Source organism: Pelomonas sp. Root1217 (assembly GCF_001425705.1).
In the GTDB taxonomy this organism is placed as follows: domain Bacteria; phylum Pseudomonadota; class Gammaproteobacteria; order Burkholderiales; family Burkholderiaceae_C; genus Pelomonas.
In genome coordinates, this window is the sequence record NZ_LMDC01000028.1 from 762239 (window position 1) to 778420 (window position 16182).

A 16182-nucleotide genomic window follows, 5' to 3' on the forward strand; every position below is an offset into this window, starting at 1 on the left:
GCACCGGCACTGTCGGCGGGAAGGATGGCTGCCAAGGAACCTCCAGAGGTCTGAGAAAGAAAAAGCGCCTTCGACGGGGCAAAGGCCCGGCAATGCCGGGCCCGGCTCAGCGCCCAAGGCTTACTTGAAGGAAACGACCTTGCCAGACGTGTCCTTGATCGCACCCCACTGCTTGCGCACAAGGTCCTTCACGTTGGCCGGCAGCGGCACGTAGTCGAGATCGTCGGCCATCTTGTCGCCATTGCCGTAGGCCCATTCGAAGAACTTCAGCACGGCGGCAGCCTGGGCAGGCTTGTCCTGCGACTTGAACATCAGGATGTAGGTCGGGTTGGTGATGGGCCACGCATCCTTGCCGGGCTGGTCAGTCGTGACCTGATAGAAGGTCTTGTTCCAGTCGGCGCCCGCAGCCGCGGCCTTGAAGGCCACATCGTCCGGCGATACCCAGTGGCCGTCGCGGTTCTTCAGCTGGACATAGGTCATCTTGTTCTGCTTCACATAGGCGTACTCGACGTAGCCGATGGAGTTGGGCAGGCGCTGCACGAAGGCGGCGACGCCCTCGTTGCCCTTCCCGGCCGTGCCGGCCAGCCACTTGACCGTCGTGCCTTCGCCGACCTTGGTCTTCCAGTCTTCGCTGACCTTGGAAAGGTAGTTGGTGAAGATGAAGGTCGTGCCCGAACCGTCGGCGCGTGCCACCGGGGCAATGGCTGCGTCGGGCAGTTGGACGCCCGGGTTCAGCGCGGTCAGGGCCGCGTCGTTCCACTTGGTGATCTTGCCAAGGTAGATGTCGGCCAGCACGGTGCCGGTCAACTTGATCTGGCCCGGGGTGATGCCCTTGATGTTGACGACCGGCACGACGCCACCGATGACGGTGGGGAACTGCATCAGACCGTCCTTGGCCAGGTCTTCGTCCTTCAGCGGCATGTCGGAAGCGCCGAAGTCGACCGTCTTGGCCTTGATCTGCTTGATGCCGGCGCCGGAGCCGACGGACTGGTAGTTGATGCGGGCGCCGCTGGCCTTGTTGTAGGCATCGGCCCACTTGGCGTAGATGGGCGCCGGGAAAGTGGCGCCGGCGCCGGTCACGTCTTGGGCCAAAGCCACTTGAGTACCGAAAAGACCCACGACAAGCGTGAGCGACATGCTGACCTGGACAAAGTTCATCTGAGACACCTTCCGCTGGGCGGGTTTGACGATGACCGACATCCTAGGGATCCAATGTGACTATTCGGTGACCGCCCTGTCATCCCGCAGCGCATTGGATCGCTTCACGAGACCGCTGGGAAGCCGCCTGAACCGCTTTGTGACAGTGTCATTTTCGATTCACGCGACCGTCATATAAGGCTTCTGGAGCGCCGGACAGCCATTCCAGGTATAGCCGAAGCTTCCGAAATGACCCGCCTGCCACGTCAGCGACGGCCGCGTAGCGCCGCCGACATGAAGCGAGGCGCCGCCAAGACCCATCAAGGCGCCACTGTCGCCTTCGCCCTCCTGGCCAAGGCGGGCAGCTTCGCCGCGCACGGGCGGCCTTTCGCGATGTCGACTGGTCAGCCGGTCAGCGTCTGCGCCAATCGTTGGGCGCAGCGTTGCGCCAGCTCGGCGTCCGAGGCCTCGACCATCACGCGCACCAGAGGCTCGGTACCCGAGGCGCGGATCAGCACGCGGCCGCGGTCACCCAGTTCTGCGGTCACGGCGCTCTGCTCCTCGGCCAGCCGGGTGTTGCTCTTCCAGTCCTGGCCGGCTGCCAGGCGCACATTGATCAGGGTCTGCGGAAACAGATCCACGCCCTGCAGCTGTTCCGCCAGGCTGCGGCCGCTGCGGCAGACGGCCTGCAGCACCAGCAACGCGCTGACGATGCCGTCGCCCGTGGTGTGTTTGTCCAGGGCCAGAAGGTGGCCCGAGCCCTCGCCGCCCAGTTGCCAGCCGCGCGCGGCCAGTTCTTCGAGAACATAGCGGTCGCCAACCTTGGCGCGCACGAACTCGACGTCGCGCGAACGCAGCGCCAGCTCAACCGCCATATTGGTCATCAGCGTGCCGACAGCGCCCGGCACGCGCAGGCCCTGGGCCAGGCGGTCCGCCACCATCACGTAGAGCAGCTCGTCGCCGTTGTACAGGCGCCCGTCGGCGTCGACCAGCTGCAGGCGGTCGGCGTCGCCGTCAAGCGCCACGCCGTAGTCCGCACCATGAGTCATGACGGCCTCGACCAGCGCACCCGGCGCCGTCGCGCCAAAGCCGGCATTGATGTTGAAGCCATCGGGCTTGCAACCGATCGAGATGACTTCGGCCCCCAGCTCATGAAACACGTCGGGGGCCACGTGATAGGCCGCGCCGTGGGCCGCATCGACGACGATCTTCAGCCCCTTGAGCGTCAGGTCGGAGCCGAAGCTGTTCTTGCAGAACTCGATGTAGCGGCCGCGTGCGTCTTCCAGGCGCTTGGCGCGGCCGAGGCTGGCCGAATCGACCCATTGCGGCGCCTCTTCCAGGGCGGCCTCTACGGCCAGCTCCCAGGCATCGGGCAGCTTCTCGCCCTTGGCCGAGAAGAACTTGATGCCGTTGTCGGCGAAGGGGTTGTGCGAGGCGCTGATGACGACGCCAAGATCCAGGCGCAATGCGCGGGTGAGGTAGGCGACGCCCGGCGTTGGCAGCGGGCCGGTCAGCAGCACATTGACGCCGGCCGAGGCAAAGCCGGCTTCCAGGGCGGACTCGATCATGTAGCCCGAGATGCGCGTGTCCTTGCCGATCAGCACCGTGGGCCGCTTGGCCGTCTTGCGCAGCACGCGGCCGACGGCATGTCCCAGGCGCAGCATGAAGTCGGGCGTGATCGGGTCCTGGCCCACCGTGCCTCGAATGCCGTCGGTTCCAAAATACATGCGGCCCATCGAGCTCTTCCTTTTATTCAGTGGCCGGGATTGTCGCCGCATCGACTGCGGCCCAGACCTTGAGTGCGTCCACGGTGGCAGCGACATCGTGCACGCGAAGCACATTGGCGCCAAGGCTGACGGCCCGGAGTGCGGCGGCCAGGCTGGCCGGCAGGCGCTGGTCCACCGGCCGACTGGTGATGTCGCCCAGCGTGCGCTTGCGCGACCAGCCCACCAGCAACGGATAGCCCAGCCCGGCCAGGCGTTGCTGCCCCGCCAGCAGCTGGAGGTTGTGCTCGGCGCTCTTGGCAAAGCCGTAACCCGGATCCAGCGCGATGGCATCGGCCGGGATGCCCGAATCTCGCGCCGCCTGAGCGCGTTGGGCGAGAAAGTCGCCAACCTCGGCCACCACATCGCCGTAGACCGCCAGCTCCATCATGGACGCCGGCTCGCCGCGCATGTGCATCAGGCAGACGCCTGCACCTCTGCCCGCCACAGCCGCCAGCGCGCCAGGCAGTTGCAGGGCCTGCACGTCGTTGATGATGTCCGCGCCAGCGTCCAGCGCGCGTCGCATGACGTCTGGCTTGTAGGTGTCGATCGAAACGGGAACGCCCAACGTGACCGCGGCGGCCAGCACCTTGTCGATACGCGCCCATTCGCTCTGCGCATCGACGCGCGGCGCACCGGGGCGGGTGGACTCGCCACCGATGTCCAGGATGTCGGCGCCCTCTGCCACCAGGCGCTCGCAGTGCGCGATGGCGGTCCGGGCGTCGTCATGCCGGCCACCGTCGGAAAAGGAATCCGGCGTCACGTTGACGATGCCCATCACGCGCGGGCGGCTCAAATCAATGCGGAAGCGGCGGGTCTGCCAATGCACGGGCGGCTCTGAATTGAAAACGGGCCCGGTGGAAGCCGGGCCCGTCGTTGGGGTGGGGATCAGGCCGCGGCGGGTGCGCCGTCGGTGCTGACCGGCGGCGTGCCGCCACCGGTCGGGCCGCTCGCGGTCGGCTTGTCGTCAGGCGCGCGCGGCGGGCGGCCAGCCATGATGTCCAGGATCTGGTCGCGGTCGATGGTTTCCCACTTCATCAGCGCCTCGGTCATGGTCTCGACCTTGTCGCGGTTGTCCTCGAGGATCTTCTGCGCCACGGCGTACTGCTGGTCAAGGATGCGACGGATCTCGCTGTCGACCTTCTGCTGCGTGGTTTCGCTGATGTTGGCCGTCTTGGTCATGCTGCGGCCGAGGAAGACTTCGCCCTCGTTCTCGGCATAGACCATCGGGCCCAGCGCTTCGCTCATGCCGTAGCGCGTGACCATGTCGCGGGCCATGCGGGTGGCGCGCTCGTAGTCGTTGGAAGCACCGGTCGAGATGTCGTGGACGAACAGGTCCTCGGCAATGCGGCCACCGAACATGATGCTGATGCTGTTGAGCATCTGCTTGAAGTACAGGCTGTGCTGGTCACGCTCGGGCAGTTGCCAGGTCACGCCCAGCGCGCGGCCGCGCGGCATGATGGTGACCTTGTGGACCGGGTCGGTGCCGGGCAGCAGCTCGGCGACGACGGCATGGCCGGACTCGTGATAGGCAGTGGCGCGCTTCTCGTCCTCCGTCATGACCATGCTCTTGCGCTCGGGGCCCATGTAGAGCTTGTCCTTGGCGCGCTCGAAGTCGATCATCTCCACCAGGCGGCCGTTGCGGCGGGCGGCGAATAGCGCAGCCTCGTTGACGAGGTTGGCCAGGTCGGCACCGCTCATGCCAGGCGTGCCGCGGGCCAGGATGGACGCGTTGACGTCCTGGCCGATGGGCACCTTGCGCATGTGCACGTTCAGGATCTGCTCGCGGCCGCGGATGTCCGGCAGCGTCACGTAGACCTGCCGGTCGAAACGGCCGGGGCGCAGCAGGGCCGGGTCGAGAATGTCCGGGCGGTTGGTGGCCGCGATGACGATGACGCCGAGATTGGTCTCGAAGCCGTCCATCTCGACCAGCATCTGGTTCAGCGTCTGCTCGCGCTCGTCGTTGCCACCGCCCAGGCCGGCGCCGCGATGGCGGCCGACGGCGTCGATTTCGTCGATGAAGATGATGCAGGGTGCGCTCTTCTTCGCCTGCTCGAACATGTCGCGCACGCGGGCCGCGCCGACACCGACGAACATCTCGACGAAATCGGAGCCGGAGATCGTGAAGAAGGGCACCTTGGCCTCGCCGGCGATGGACTTGGCCAGCAGCGTCTTGCCGGTGCCCGGAGGGCCGACCATCAGCACGCCGCGCGGGATGCGGCCGCCCAGCTTCTGGAATTTCTGCGGGTCTTTCAGGAAGTCGACCAGCTCCTTCACCTCTTCCTTGGCCTCGTCGCAGCCAGCGACGTCGGCGAAGGTGACGGTGTTGTTGGCCTCGTCCAGCATGCGGGCCTTGGATTTGCCGAAGCTGAATGCCCCGCCCTTGCCGCCGCCCTGCATCTGGCGCATGAAGTAGACCCACACACCGATCAGCAGCAGCATCGGCGTCCAGTTGATCAGCATGCTGACCAGGAAGCTTTGCTCTTCACGCGGCTTGATGTCGAACTTGACGCCATTGCTGCGCAGGTCACCGACCAGGCCACGATCCTGGTAGGTGGCCAGCGTGCGCAACTTGTTGCCTTCGGTGTCCTCGGCGTAGATGTCGCCGGTGATGCCGTCGGGCAGGGTCGCGGATTTGATCCGACGTGCCTGGACGAGATCCAGGAACTCGGAATAGGTCACCTGCTTACCGGGTGCCGTGGTGCCGCCGAACTGTTTGACGACCGTGAACAGCACCAGGGCGATCACGATCCAGACGGCGAACTTCGAAAACCATTGATTGTTCACTGCGACTCCTTGGCCCTGATGGCCCAGCGCGGGTTTCAGGACAGTGGGGGCGATTTTAGGGGCGGCAAGGGGGCCACCCCTGTAATCAGCGGTTTTTCAGTCCCATGCCTACCAAGAATGTCTCGGAAGAGCGGATGCGGGAGGCTTTGGGCTTCACGACCTTGAAGACCTTGAAATGGGTTTTGAAGAGGTTCACGAGTTCGTCATAGCCGCTGCCGTGGAAGACCTTGGCCACCAGCGCACCGTCGGGCTTGAGGTGGCTGCTGGCGAAATCCACAGCCAGCTCGACCAGTCCGGAGATGCGGGCGGCATCGGTGGACGCAATACCCGACATGTTGGGCGCCATGTCCGACACGACGACGTCGACGGGCCGGCCGGCCAGCGCCGCTTCGAGCGCCGCGAGCACGGCGTCCTCCTGGAAATCACCCTGGATGAACTGCACGCCCTCGATGGGCTCGAACTCCAGCACGTCCAGCGCAATGATGCTGCCGTTGAGTTGGCCTACTGCCGCCCCGCCCCGCCCCGCCTCCGTGGGGGCGAATTTGCGGCGCAGATACTGGCTCCAGGCGCCGGGCGTCGCCCCTAGGTCGACGACGACCTGGCCCGGGCGGATCAGCTTGAGCTCCTCGTCGATCTCTTTGAGCTTGTAGGCCGCGCGGGAGCGGTAACCGTCCTTCTGCGCTTGTTGCACATAGGGATCTGAGACATGGTTGTTCAACCACGCCTTGTTGAGCTTCTTGCTTTTGGTTTGAGTTTTCACGGTGCTATTAGACGGGACAACCGGCAAAGCCGGTTGCGGCACAGACTCATGTCGCAAAGCGACGTGAAGGCGCCTTGCGCCGGGTCGAAGCCATAATTAGGGGATGCCTCAAATCAACTTGACTCCCACTCAGCGCCGGGAAAAGCGCGCCGATGCCCACCATCTCGACCCGGTCGTGATGGTCGGTGGCGACGGCCTGACGCCTGCCGTCGTCAAGGAAACGGATGCTGCGCTGAATGCCCATGGCCTCATCAAGGTGCGGGTTCAGGGCGATGACCGGGCAGCCCGCGAAGCCATGTTCGCGCAGCTCTGCGACGAGCTGAATGCAGCGCCCATCCAGCACATCGGCAAGCTGCTGGTGCTGTGGCGCCCGATTCCGGAGAAGGCCGCCGCCGAGCGCACCGACGCCCGGCCGGGCCCGCGCGTGGTCAAGATCGTCAAATTCTCCAAGAGCGGCAATGGCCGGCCCCAGGTCACCAAGCTCAAGGTGCTGGGCAACCAGCGCGTTGCCCAGGGCGGCGAGCTCAAGCGCGCCAAGCGCCGCATGACCAGCGTCAAGAAGAACGTCGCTGACTGATCCAGGCCAGGGCCAGTACCGCCAGGCCCTTCACGCCGAAGAGCGCCAGCGAAGCGCCGTGTAGAGCCGCAAAGGACACGACACCGGCACCGGCCTTGGCATCGGCCATCAGCGGCTGCAGGCCGTAATAGCCGGCGATGGTGCAAAACAGCGCGACCACCGGCAGCAGCAGCCGGGCCGAGAACTGGTTGCTCGCGTTGCCCGCCTCCACCGCATTCCGCACGATACGGCGCTCGATCATCATCAGCACCAGCCCCAACGCCAGGCTGAGCTGCGCCTCGATCGCAAACACACGGGCGACGAAGGCGCCCGCCTGAGCCCGCTCCAGCACCGCGAAGGCGCTGGGCGTCGCGGCGAACGCCACACACAGCAAAAAGCCGCCCCAGAGGGCGGCCAGCAGCGCTTGCAAGCGGGCGAACATCACTCGTAGCGGACTTCGACGATCTCGTAGCGCTTGATGCCGCCGGGGGCCTGCACTTCGGCCACGTCACCGGCCTCCTTGCCGATCAGGGCACGGGCGATCGGCGAACCGACAGAAATGCGACCCAGCTTGATGTCGGCCTCGTCGTCGCCGGTGATCTGGTAGGTCACCTCGGTGCCACTGGCTTCTTCTTCCAGGTCCACCGTCGCGCCGAACACGACGCGGCCGCCGGCGTCCAGCGACGAAGGATCGATGATCTGCGCCGCCGCGAGCTTGCCTTCGATCTCGAGGATGCGGCCTTCGATGAAGCCCTGCTTGTCCTTGGCCGCGTCGTACTCGGCGTTCTCGCTCAGGTCACCCTGGGCCCGCGCCTCGGCGATCGCCTGGACGACGGCGTGACGCTCGACGGTCTTGAGGCGGTGCAGCTCGGCCTTGAGCGCCTCGGCGCCGCGCTTGGTCAGGGGAATGGTCGTCATTTCAAAACTCGATGGGCAAAAAGAGTTCCGCCGCTGCGGCCCGGCTTCGGGCTGCTGCGGCGGAATCAGTAAGGCCGAAGTTTAGCTTCAACATCACATCGCCAAGGCGATATGAGTTTGCGCTGAAACGCTTCGCGTTTTAAGCCAGCTCGGCGTGCAGTTCCTGCAGGGATTGCACGGTCAGGCCATCACGGTGTTTCATGCCCTCGACCGCGGCCTCACAGCCCGCCATCGTCGTGTAGTACGTCACGCGGTTGGCCAGCGCGGCCTGGCGGATGTAGCGGCTGTCGGCAATCGCCGTGCGCGTCTCGTCCACCGTCGTGAAGACGAGCTGGATGTCGCCGCCCTTGAGCGCGTCGACGATGTGCGGGCGACCATCCTTGATCTTGTTGATCAGCTTGACGGGCACGCCGGCTTCCGTGATGGCCGCCGCCGTACCGCGCGTCGCGACGATGCCGAAGCCGAGCGCATGCAACTCCTTGGCGATCGCGATGGCACGGGCCTTGTCGTTGTTCTTGACGGTGATCAGCACATTGCCCTGGCGCGGCAGGCGCGAGCCGGCGCCGATCTGGCTCTTGAGCATGGCTTCGCCGAAAGTCTTGGCCGCGCCCATGACCTCGCCGGTCGAACGCATCTCGGGGCTGAGGATGGGGTCCACGCCCGGGAACTTGTTGAACGGGAAGACGGCTTCCTTGACGCTGAAGTAAGGCGGGATGACCTCGGCCGGTACGCGGCCCTTGCGGTCGCGCTGGTCGGCGAGTTTCTGGCCCGCCATGCAGCGCGCGGCGATCTTGGCGAGCTGCTGGCCCGTGGCCTTGGACACGTAGGGCACGGTGCGCGAGGCACGGGGGTTCACTTCCAGCACGTAGACCGTGCAGGCTGCCAAGCCCGCGGTCACGTCGCCCTGGATGGCGAACTGCACATTCATCAGGCCGACGACCTTCAGCGCCTTGGCCATCGCCGCCGTCTGGCGACGAAGTTCGTCCTGCAGGTCAGCCGCCAGGGTGTAGGGCGGCAGCGAGCAGGCCGAGTCGCCGGAGTGGATGCCGGCCGCCTCGATGTGCTCCATGATGCCGCCGATCATCACGTCGCCGCTTGAGTCGGCGATGCAATCGACGTCGACCTCGACGGCGTCTTCCAGGAAACGGTCCAGCAGCACCGGCGACTTCTCGGAGACGCGCACGGCTTCGCGCATATAGCGCTCCAGGTCCTTGTCACCGTGCACGATTTCCATCGCGCGGCCGCCCAGCACATAGCTTGGGCGCACGACCAGCGGGTAGCCGATCTCGTTGGCCAGCGCGACAGCCTGCTCTTCGGTACGCGCGGTGCGGTTGGGGGGCTGGCGCAGGCCGAGTTCGTGCAGCAGCTTCTGGAAGCGCTCGCGGTCCTCGGCAATGTCGATGGAATCGGGCGTCGTGCCGATGATGGGCACGCCAGCGCGCTCCAGGTCGAGTGCCAGCTTCAGCGGCGTCTGACCGCCATACTGAACGATGACGCCGACCGGCTTTTCCTTGTCGACGATCTCGAGCACGTCTTCCAGCGTAACGGACTCGAAGTACAGGCGATCCGAGGTGTCGTAGTCGGTCGACACGGTCTCGGGATTGCAGTTGACCATGATGGTCTCGTAGCCGTCCTCGCGCATCGCGAGCGCGGCGTGCACGCAGCAGTAGTCGAACTCGATGCCCTGGCCGATCCGGTTCGGGCCACCGCCCAGCACCATGATCTTCTTCCTGTCGGTCGGGTTGGCCTCGCACTCGGCCTGATCTCCAACGAAAGCGCCTTCGTACGTCGAATACATGTAGGCCGTCTGCGTGGCGAACTCGGCCGCGCAGGTGTCCACGCGCTTGTAGACCGGGCGCACGTTCAATGCATGGCGGCGCTCCCGCACGGCGTGCTGGTGCGTGCCCAGCAGCTTGGCCAGGCGCTTGTCCGAGAAGCCCTTGCTCTTGAGCAGGCGCAGTTCGGCCTCGGTGATGGACTCGATGGCCCGACCCTTCAGCTCGCCTTCGATCTGCACGAGCTGCTCGATCTGCGCGAGGAACCATGGGTCGACCGCGGTCTCTTCATAAATCTCGTCCAGCGTCATGCCGATGCGGAAGGCGTCGGCCAGGTAGAGGATGCGCTCTGGACCGGCTTCGCCGATTTCCTGCACGATGTCTTCGCGGTCCGTGCTTCGCTCGGTCAGGCCGTCGATGCCGGTCTCCAGGCCACGCAGCGCCTTCTGGAATGACTCCTGGAAGGTGCGGCCCATGGCCATCACTTCGCCGACCGACTTCATCTGCGTCGTCAGGCGCGAGTCGGCCATCGGGAACTTCTCGAAGGCAAAGCGCGGGATCTTGGTGACGACGTAGTCAATGCTGGGCTCGAAGGACGCCGGCGTGATGCCGCCGGTGATGTCGTTCTTCAGCTCGTCCAGCGTGTAGCCCACGGCCAGCTTGGCGGCGATCTTGGCGATGGGGAAACCCGTCGCCTTGGAGGCCAGCGCAGACGAACGCGACACGCGCGGGTTCATCTCGATGACGACCATGCGGCCGTCCTTCGGGTTGATAGAGAACTGCACGTTGGAGCCGCCGGTGTCCACGCCGATCTCGCGCAGGATGGCGATGCTGGCGTTGCGCAGCAGCTGGTATTCCTTGTCGGACAGCGTCTGCGACGGCGCCACGGTGATGGAGTCACCGGTGTGAATGCCCATCGGGTCCAGGTTCTCGATGGAGCAGACGATGATGCAGTTGTCCGCCTTGTCGCGGACGACCTCCATCTCGTACTCCTTCCAGCCGATCAGGCTCTCTTCGATGAGCAGCTCGTTGGTGGGCGACAGATCCAGGCCGCGCTTGCAAATGGCCTCGAACTCTTCCGGGTTGTAGGCAATGCCGCCGCCTGAGCCGCCGAGCGTGAAGCTGGGGCGAATGACCATCGGGAAACCTGCGCCACCGATCTCGGCGTGGATGCGCTTTTGCACGGCCCAGGCTTCTTCCAGCGAGTGGGCGATGCCGGACCGGGCCGAGCCCAGGCCGATCTTGGTCATCGCATCCTTGAACTTGAGGCGGTCCTCGGCCTTCTCGATGGCGTGTTCGTTCGCGCCGATCATCTCGACGTTGTACTTGGCCAGCACGCCGTGCTTGTGCAGGTCCAGCGCACAGTTCAGCGCGGTCTGGCCGCCCATCGTCGGCAGCACCGCGTCAGGGCGCTCCTTGGCGATGATCTTCTCGACCACCTGCCAGGTGATGGGCTCGATGTAGGTGACGTCCGCCGTGTCCGGGTCCGTCATGATCGTCGCGGGGTTGCTGTTGACCAGGACGACCTTGTAGCCCTCCTCGCGCAGCGCCTTGCAGGCCTGAGCGCCGGAGTAGTCGAACTCGCAGGCCTGGCCGATGATGATCGGGCCCGCGCCGATGATGAGGATGGTTTTTAGGTCTGTACGTTTCGGCATGGCGGTCTGCTTAGAGAGTGGCGGTCGCGAGCTTGGCCCCGAACCCAACGAAAAGTGCACCGACGCCGGCATTGGCGGCGCCAGAGAGGCGACGCCGCGCGCGGAAGGCCGCGGCCAGGCGAGCGCCGGCAAAGATCAGCGTCGAGAGATAGACAAAGCTGAGCGCCTGGATGATGGAACCCAGGACCAGGAAGGTCAGCGCTGGCGTCGGGTAGGCCGGATCGACGAACTGGATGAAGAAAGACAGCAGGAAGGCGATGGCCTTGGGGTTCAGCAGGCTGACGACCAGGGCCTTGCGGAACGGCTGGCTCGCATCGACGACGCGGGGGGCCTCGGTCGCGGTGGCCGCACCGCGCCAGGCGCGCACTGCGCCCCGCAACAGTTGGATGCCGATCCAGCCCAGGTAGACCGCGCCGACCATCTTCACGACGAAGAAGATCTGCGGGCTGGCCATCAGCAGCGACGCGCCGCCGGCGGCAGCCGCAGTCATCAGCAGCGTATCGCCGACGAACACCCCGCAGGCCGCCCCATAGCCGGTGCGCACGCCGCGCTGAGCGGCAACGGACAGCACGTAGATCGAGTTGGGTCCTGGCAGCAGGATGATGAACACCGCTGCCGCAAGGAAGGTGCCGAGGTCGGTGATGCCGAACATGTGCAGGCCCTCCTTCAGGCTTTGCTCATCAAGCCAATGAAACGGTCGAACAGGTAGGCAATGTCATGCGGGCCGGGGCTGGCTTCCGGGTGGCCCTGGAAGCTGAAGGCTGGCTTGTCGGTGCGAGCGATGCCCTGCAGCGTGCCGTCGAACAGGCTGACGTGCGTCGCGCGCAGGTTGGCCGGCAGCGTCTCGGGGTCGACCGCAAAACCGTGGTTCTGGCTCGTGATGCCGACGCGGCCGCTGTCCAGGTCCTTGACCGGGTGGTTGGCGCCGTGGTGGCCGAACTTCATCTTGAATGTCTTGGCGCCCGAGGCCAGTGCCATGATCTGATGGCCCAGACAGATGCCGAAGACCGGAATGCCGGACTCGATCAGCTGCGCCGTGGCCTTGATGGCGTAGTCACAAGGCTCCGGGTCGCCCGGTCCGTTGGACAGGAAGACGCCGTCCGGTTCCAGGTCGAACACGGCACTGGCGGGCGTTTGCGCCGGCACGACGGTGACCTTGCAGCCGCGCTCGGCCAGCATGCGCAGGATGTTGAGCTTGACGCCGAAGTCGTAGGCGACGACGTGGAACTTCGGCGCGGTCTGCGTGCCGTAGCCGCTACCGAGCTTCCACTCGGTCTGCGCCCAGGCTTCGGATTCGGTGCGGCTGACGACCTTGGCCAGATCCAGGCCGGACATTGACGGCGCGGCCTTGGCGGCGGCGACTGCGGTGTCGATGTGGGCTTGGGTCAGGGCCTCACCCGCAGCCAAAGCCAGGATGCAGCCGTTCTGTGCACCCTGGGTGCGCAAAACACGGGTCAGACGGCGGGTGTCCAGGCCGGCGATGGCGACGGTGCCTTCGTCGCGCAGGTACTGGTCCAGCGTACGGCCCGAGCGGAAGTTGGACGCGCGCAGCGGCAGGTCCTTGATGACGAGACCCGCGGCATGCACCTTGGCGGCTTCGACGTCTTCATCGCTGACGCCATAGCTGCCGATGTGCGGATACGTCAGCGTGACGATCTGCTTGCAGTAGCTCGGGTCGGTGAGGATTTCCTGGTAGCCCGAGAGCGCAGTGTTGAACACCACTTCGCCGACCGTGCGGCCCGTTGCACCGATGGACTGGCCGCGGAACACCGTCCCATCCGCCAGAGCCAGAATTGCTTGAGGGGGATGAAGCAGGTCGGTCAGCACAAGGGTCTCCGCAAATGGGGCGCGTGCCCAGCATCAACCCGGCCGAAGACGGGTCAATTTGAGGAAACCAACAAGGTTTTCGCCGGGCAGCAGGTAGGTTCAGGTAAACCCATCGAGTATAGCCGACTGGGGTTAGTACGGAGGCTTCGCGACCGCCTTGCGACGGCTTCGTGACGCCTCAAAGCGCGCTTCAGAGCGCCGAAATTCCGGCCTTGGCAATCTCGGCATCCTCGCTGGACTTCACGCCGCTGACGCCGACGGCGCCCACGCACTGCCCGTCCACGAGGATGGGCACACCGCCTTCGAGCAGACCGTGCATGCCCGGCACGCTGAGGAAGGACTGCCGCCCGCCGTTGATCATGTCCTCGTAAATCTTGGATTCACGCCTGCCCAATGCCGAGGTGTGCGCCTTGGCGGGGGCAAACATGGCGGTGCTGGGAGAGGCGCCATCCAGACGCTGCAGCCACAGCAGGTGGCCACCGGCATCGACGATGGCGATGGACACCGCCCAGCCTTTGCTGATCGCATGGGCTTCGGCGGCGGCGGCGATGCGTTTGACGTCGGCGAGTTCGAGTTGGGATTGCTGTTTCATGGTCTTGCTTTCCGGGTGATAGACCCCAATGTAGCGGTCCAGCGGGAGCCTAGAATTCCCACGGTCCTTTTGTCCCCGGAGCATCGTCATGAACGACAGTCTGCAAACCTCTTACGGCTACGCCGGCAACGGCCTGGCCGTCGACCGGCAGCGCGTGCTGCGCAACACCTACTGGCTGCTGGCGTTGTCGCTGGTGCCCACGGTGCTCGGCGCCTGGATCGGCGTCGCCACGGGCCTGTTCCAGCTGATGAGCCCCGGCATGAGCATGATCGTGTTCTTCGTCGGCGCTTTCGGCCTGATGTTCGTCGTCGAGAAGACCAAGGACAGCGCCGCTGGCGTCGCCGCCCTGCTCGCCTTCACCTTCTTCATGGGCCTGATGCTGTCGCGCCTGATCGGCTTCGTGCTGGGCTACCGGAACGGCACTTCGCTGGTCATGACGGCCTTCGGCGGCACGGCTGCGGTTTTCTTCACGATGGCCACGCTGGCAACCGTCATCAAGCGCGACCTGTCGAGCATGGGCAAGTTCCTGACCGTCGGTGCCGTCGTGCTGATGGTGGCCTGCATCGCCAATTTCTTCCTGCAGTCGTCGGCCATGATGCTGACCATCCTGGTGCTGATGCTGGGCGTGTTCTCGGCCTTCATGCTGTACGACATCAAGCGCGTCATCGATGGCGGCGAGACCAACTACATCAGCGCCACGCTGAACATCTACCTGGACATCTACAACGTGTTCCAGAGCCTGCTGTCTCTGCTGGGCATCTTCGGCGGCGACCGCGACTGATTCGCGCGGCACCATCGACAAAGGCGGCCTCGGCCGCCTTTTCTTATTGCGGCGTCGGCTTGTAGTTCTTCAGCACGAAGGGCGCGCTCAGCACGACGGGTCGGCCCACCTGGCCCAGCTGCAGCGCCAGGTTGACCGTACCGCCCGCAAAGCTCTCCGCCGCGGCGCCGCCGATGGCGATCGCCTCCAGCTTGCTCGTCAGGGTCACCGAGCCCGACACGACCGCTGTGTAGGGCGGTGAGCCCAGCTGCAGCAGCATGGGCACGACGGCCTTGGCCTGCGGGTCTTCGGTATCCAGGCGGGCCCAGGCGATAACCTGCAGCTTGTCGCCCTTCGCGATGCTGCCGTGCAGCGGCGCGATGGCGCCGATGTCCCAGACGTTGGCCTTGGCCGACTGCAGGGCGACCCGCAGGCAGACCTTGCCGGTGGCCGCGCATGCTACCTGCTCGGTCGACTGCCCGTCGCCGTACACCGACCAGGTCGTGACGCGCGCCGTGTTGATCAGATAGTCCAGGGCCGGGTCTGTCGCCCTGGCCGCCGGGGCGGCGCCGGCCTTCTCCGGCACCAACGCGCCCTGGATGGGCTTCACCCAGCCGTCGGACTTCATGTCCCAGACCACGAAGTCGGAGTCGAACTGCCAGTAGGACCAGGCGAAGCCGCGCGCTTCTGCGGCGCGGGCGACGGCCGCGGTCCAGGCCACGCGCTGGGCCATGCCGGCGCTCTCGAGCGCGCCGAACTCGCCCAGCAGGATGGGCCGCTTGTTCTTGTCCGCCCAGGCCTTGACCCGGTCGAAGTCCGCCTTCAGCTTCTCTTGGTCAGCGGCCGTGCCCCAGGTCACCCCCGAGAGCTTCTGAAACTGTGGCGTCCAGCTCGCGCCCTGGTGGGTGAACTCCATCGGCGTGTAGTAGTGGAAGGTGACGATGAGCTGGCGATCCGCCTCGGGCAGGCGCAGGCTGTCGAGATGGTCGAGCGAGTTCCAGAACTTCGGCCCGACGATGACGCGCCGGCTCGGGTTGGACTCGCGGATGATGGCCAGGTTCTCGGCCAGCATGTCGTTCCAGACAGCGTCGGCGGCGCCGTTCGGTTCGTTCAGGATTTCGAAGATCACCGCGTCCGGCGAGCCCTTGTAGCGCGCCGCGACCTGGCGCCAGAAGGCCTTCAGCCGGGCGCGACAGGGGTCGATGTCGGTCGCCTTGGCGCACTCGTTGAAGTTGTGCTCGTCCAGGATGACCTGCAGGCCTGCCTTCAGCCCGGCGTCCACCAGTTCGTCCAGTTGCTTGAACCAGGCCGCGGACAGGCGGTTCTCCGCGTCCATGTGGGCGAACGCGTGCAGGTTGAAGCGCACATGGTCGAAGCCGCCGTCGCGGATGGCCTGCATGTGCCGCGGCTGGAAGCGTGCCTTGGCCGGGTCGGTCCAGATCGGGTCGTAGCCAACGATGTTAATGCCACGCTTGAGCGTGGGCGACGTGGCCGCGGCGCCGCCAGCCTGGGCCAGCGCGGTGCTGGACAGGCCCAGCGCCAGGCAGGCCAAGCCCAGTACACGGGCAAGATGGAATGGGATGCGCATGTTGTCCTCTGTCTCCGGTGAGGGTGGGCTCAGCTCTATGTAGAACTAAACATCGTTGTTTATC

The 16182-nt window shown here is 65.5% G+C and carries 14 protein-coding genes; 2 read left to right on the forward strand and 12 right to left on the reverse strand.

Annotation, left to right across the window (positions count from 1 at the left end; genetic code table 11):
• Nucleotides 1–120 precede the first annotated feature (120 nt).
• From pstS to ASC95_RS23510, 5 genes are all read right to left on the reverse strand, one after another.
• Nucleotides 121–1137, reverse strand: coding sequence for a phosphate ABC transporter substrate-binding protein PstS (gene pstS / locus ASC95_RS23490; RefSeq protein ID WP_057300482.1), 1017 nt, complete (start codon nt 1135–1137; stop codon nt 121–123).
• A gap of 404 nt (nt 1138–1541) precedes the next feature.
• On the reverse strand, nt 1542–2873 hold the full coding sequence (gene glmM / locus ASC95_RS23495) for a phosphoglucosamine mutase (RefSeq protein ID WP_057300091.1): 1332 nt from the start codon (nt 2871–2873) through the stop codon (nt 1542–1544).
• 13 nt (nt 2874–2886) lie between these two features.
• Nucleotides 2887–3729, reverse strand: a complete 843-nt coding sequence (gene folP, locus ASC95_RS23500) for a dihydropteroate synthase (protein WP_235538024.1) — start codon at nt 3727–3729, stop codon at nt 2887–2889.
• Between the two features lie 59 nt (nt 3730–3788).
• Nucleotides 3789–5687: an ATP-dependent zinc metalloprotease FtsH gene (ftsH, locus tag ASC95_RS23505; RefSeq protein ID WP_057300092.1), complete on the reverse strand. Its 1899-nt coding sequence runs from the start codon at nt 5685–5687 to the stop codon at nt 3789–3791.
• An 85-nt stretch (nt 5688–5772) separates the two neighbouring features.
• Nucleotides 5773–6447, reverse strand: coding sequence for an RlmE family RNA methyltransferase (locus ASC95_RS23510; RefSeq protein WP_057300093.1), 675 nt, complete (start codon nt 6445–6447; stop codon nt 5773–5775).
• A 103-nt stretch (nt 6448–6550) separates the two neighbouring features.
• On the opposite strand from ASC95_RS23510, the gene ASC95_RS23515 reads away from it, so the two are divergent.
• Entirely contained in the window at nt 6551–7024 is a 474-nt protein-coding gene (locus ASC95_RS23515; RefSeq protein WP_057300094.1) for a YhbY family RNA-binding protein, read from the forward strand.
• Here the strand turns inward: ASC95_RS23515 and ASC95_RS23520 are convergent.
• The 6 genes from ASC95_RS23520 to ASC95_RS23545 form a co-directional block, all read right to left on the reverse strand.
• Nucleotides 7002–7445 (reverse strand): DUF4149 domain-containing protein, encoded by a 444-nt coding sequence (locus ASC95_RS23520; protein ID WP_057300095.1) that lies wholly within the window; start codon nt 7443–7445, stop codon nt 7002–7004. The two genes, ASC95_RS23515 and ASC95_RS23520, sit on opposite strands and share 23 nt — an antisense overlap.
• Nucleotides 7445–7921 (reverse strand): transcription elongation factor GreA, encoded by a 477-nt coding sequence (gene greA / locus ASC95_RS23525; RefSeq protein ID WP_057300096.1) that lies wholly within the window; start codon nt 7919–7921, stop codon nt 7445–7447. The genes ASC95_RS23520 and greA overlap by 1 nt, the downstream gene beginning before the upstream one ends.
• 139 nt (nt 7922–8060) lie before the next feature.
• Nucleotides 8061–11351: a carbamoyl-phosphate synthase large subunit gene (carB, locus tag ASC95_RS23530; RefSeq protein ID WP_057300097.1), complete on the reverse strand. Its 3291-nt coding sequence runs from the start codon at nt 11349–11351 to the stop codon at nt 8061–8063.
• A 10-nt stretch (nt 11352–11361) separates the two neighbouring features.
• Nucleotides 11362–12003 (reverse strand): leucine efflux protein LeuE, encoded by a 642-nt coding sequence (leuE, locus tag ASC95_RS23535; RefSeq protein ID WP_057300098.1) that lies wholly within the window; start codon nt 12001–12003, stop codon nt 11362–11364.
• Between the two features lie 14 nt (nt 12004–12017).
• A complete protein-coding gene (gene carA, locus ASC95_RS23540) occupies nt 12018–13178 on the reverse strand; it encodes a glutamine-hydrolyzing carbamoyl-phosphate synthase small subunit (RefSeq protein ID WP_057300099.1) in 1161 nt (386 codons plus the stop codon).
• A 190-nt stretch (nt 13179–13368) separates the two neighbouring features.
• Nucleotides 13369–13770: a heme-binding protein gene (locus tag ASC95_RS23545; RefSeq protein WP_057300100.1), complete on the reverse strand. Its 402-nt coding sequence runs from the start codon at nt 13768–13770 to the stop codon at nt 13369–13371.
• 88 nt (nt 13771–13858) lie between these two features.
• On the opposite strand from ASC95_RS23545, the gene ASC95_RS23550 reads away from it, so the two are divergent.
• Nucleotides 13859–14551 carry a Bax inhibitor-1/YccA family protein gene (locus ASC95_RS23550; RefSeq protein WP_057300101.1) on the forward strand — a complete coding sequence of 231 codons (693 nt, stop codon included), beginning with the start codon at nt 13859–13861 and terminating at the stop codon, nt 14549–14551.
• 43 nt (nt 14552–14594) lie between these two features.
• Here the strand turns inward: ASC95_RS23550 and ASC95_RS31520 are convergent, their stop codons facing one another.
• The gene (locus ASC95_RS31520; RefSeq protein WP_200960192.1) at nt 14595–16118 is read right to left on the reverse strand and encodes a glycoside hydrolase family 5 protein; all 1524 of its coding nucleotides are present in this window, start codon (nt 16116–16118) and stop codon (nt 14595–14597) included.
• Nucleotides 16119–16182 lie beyond the last annotated feature (64 nt).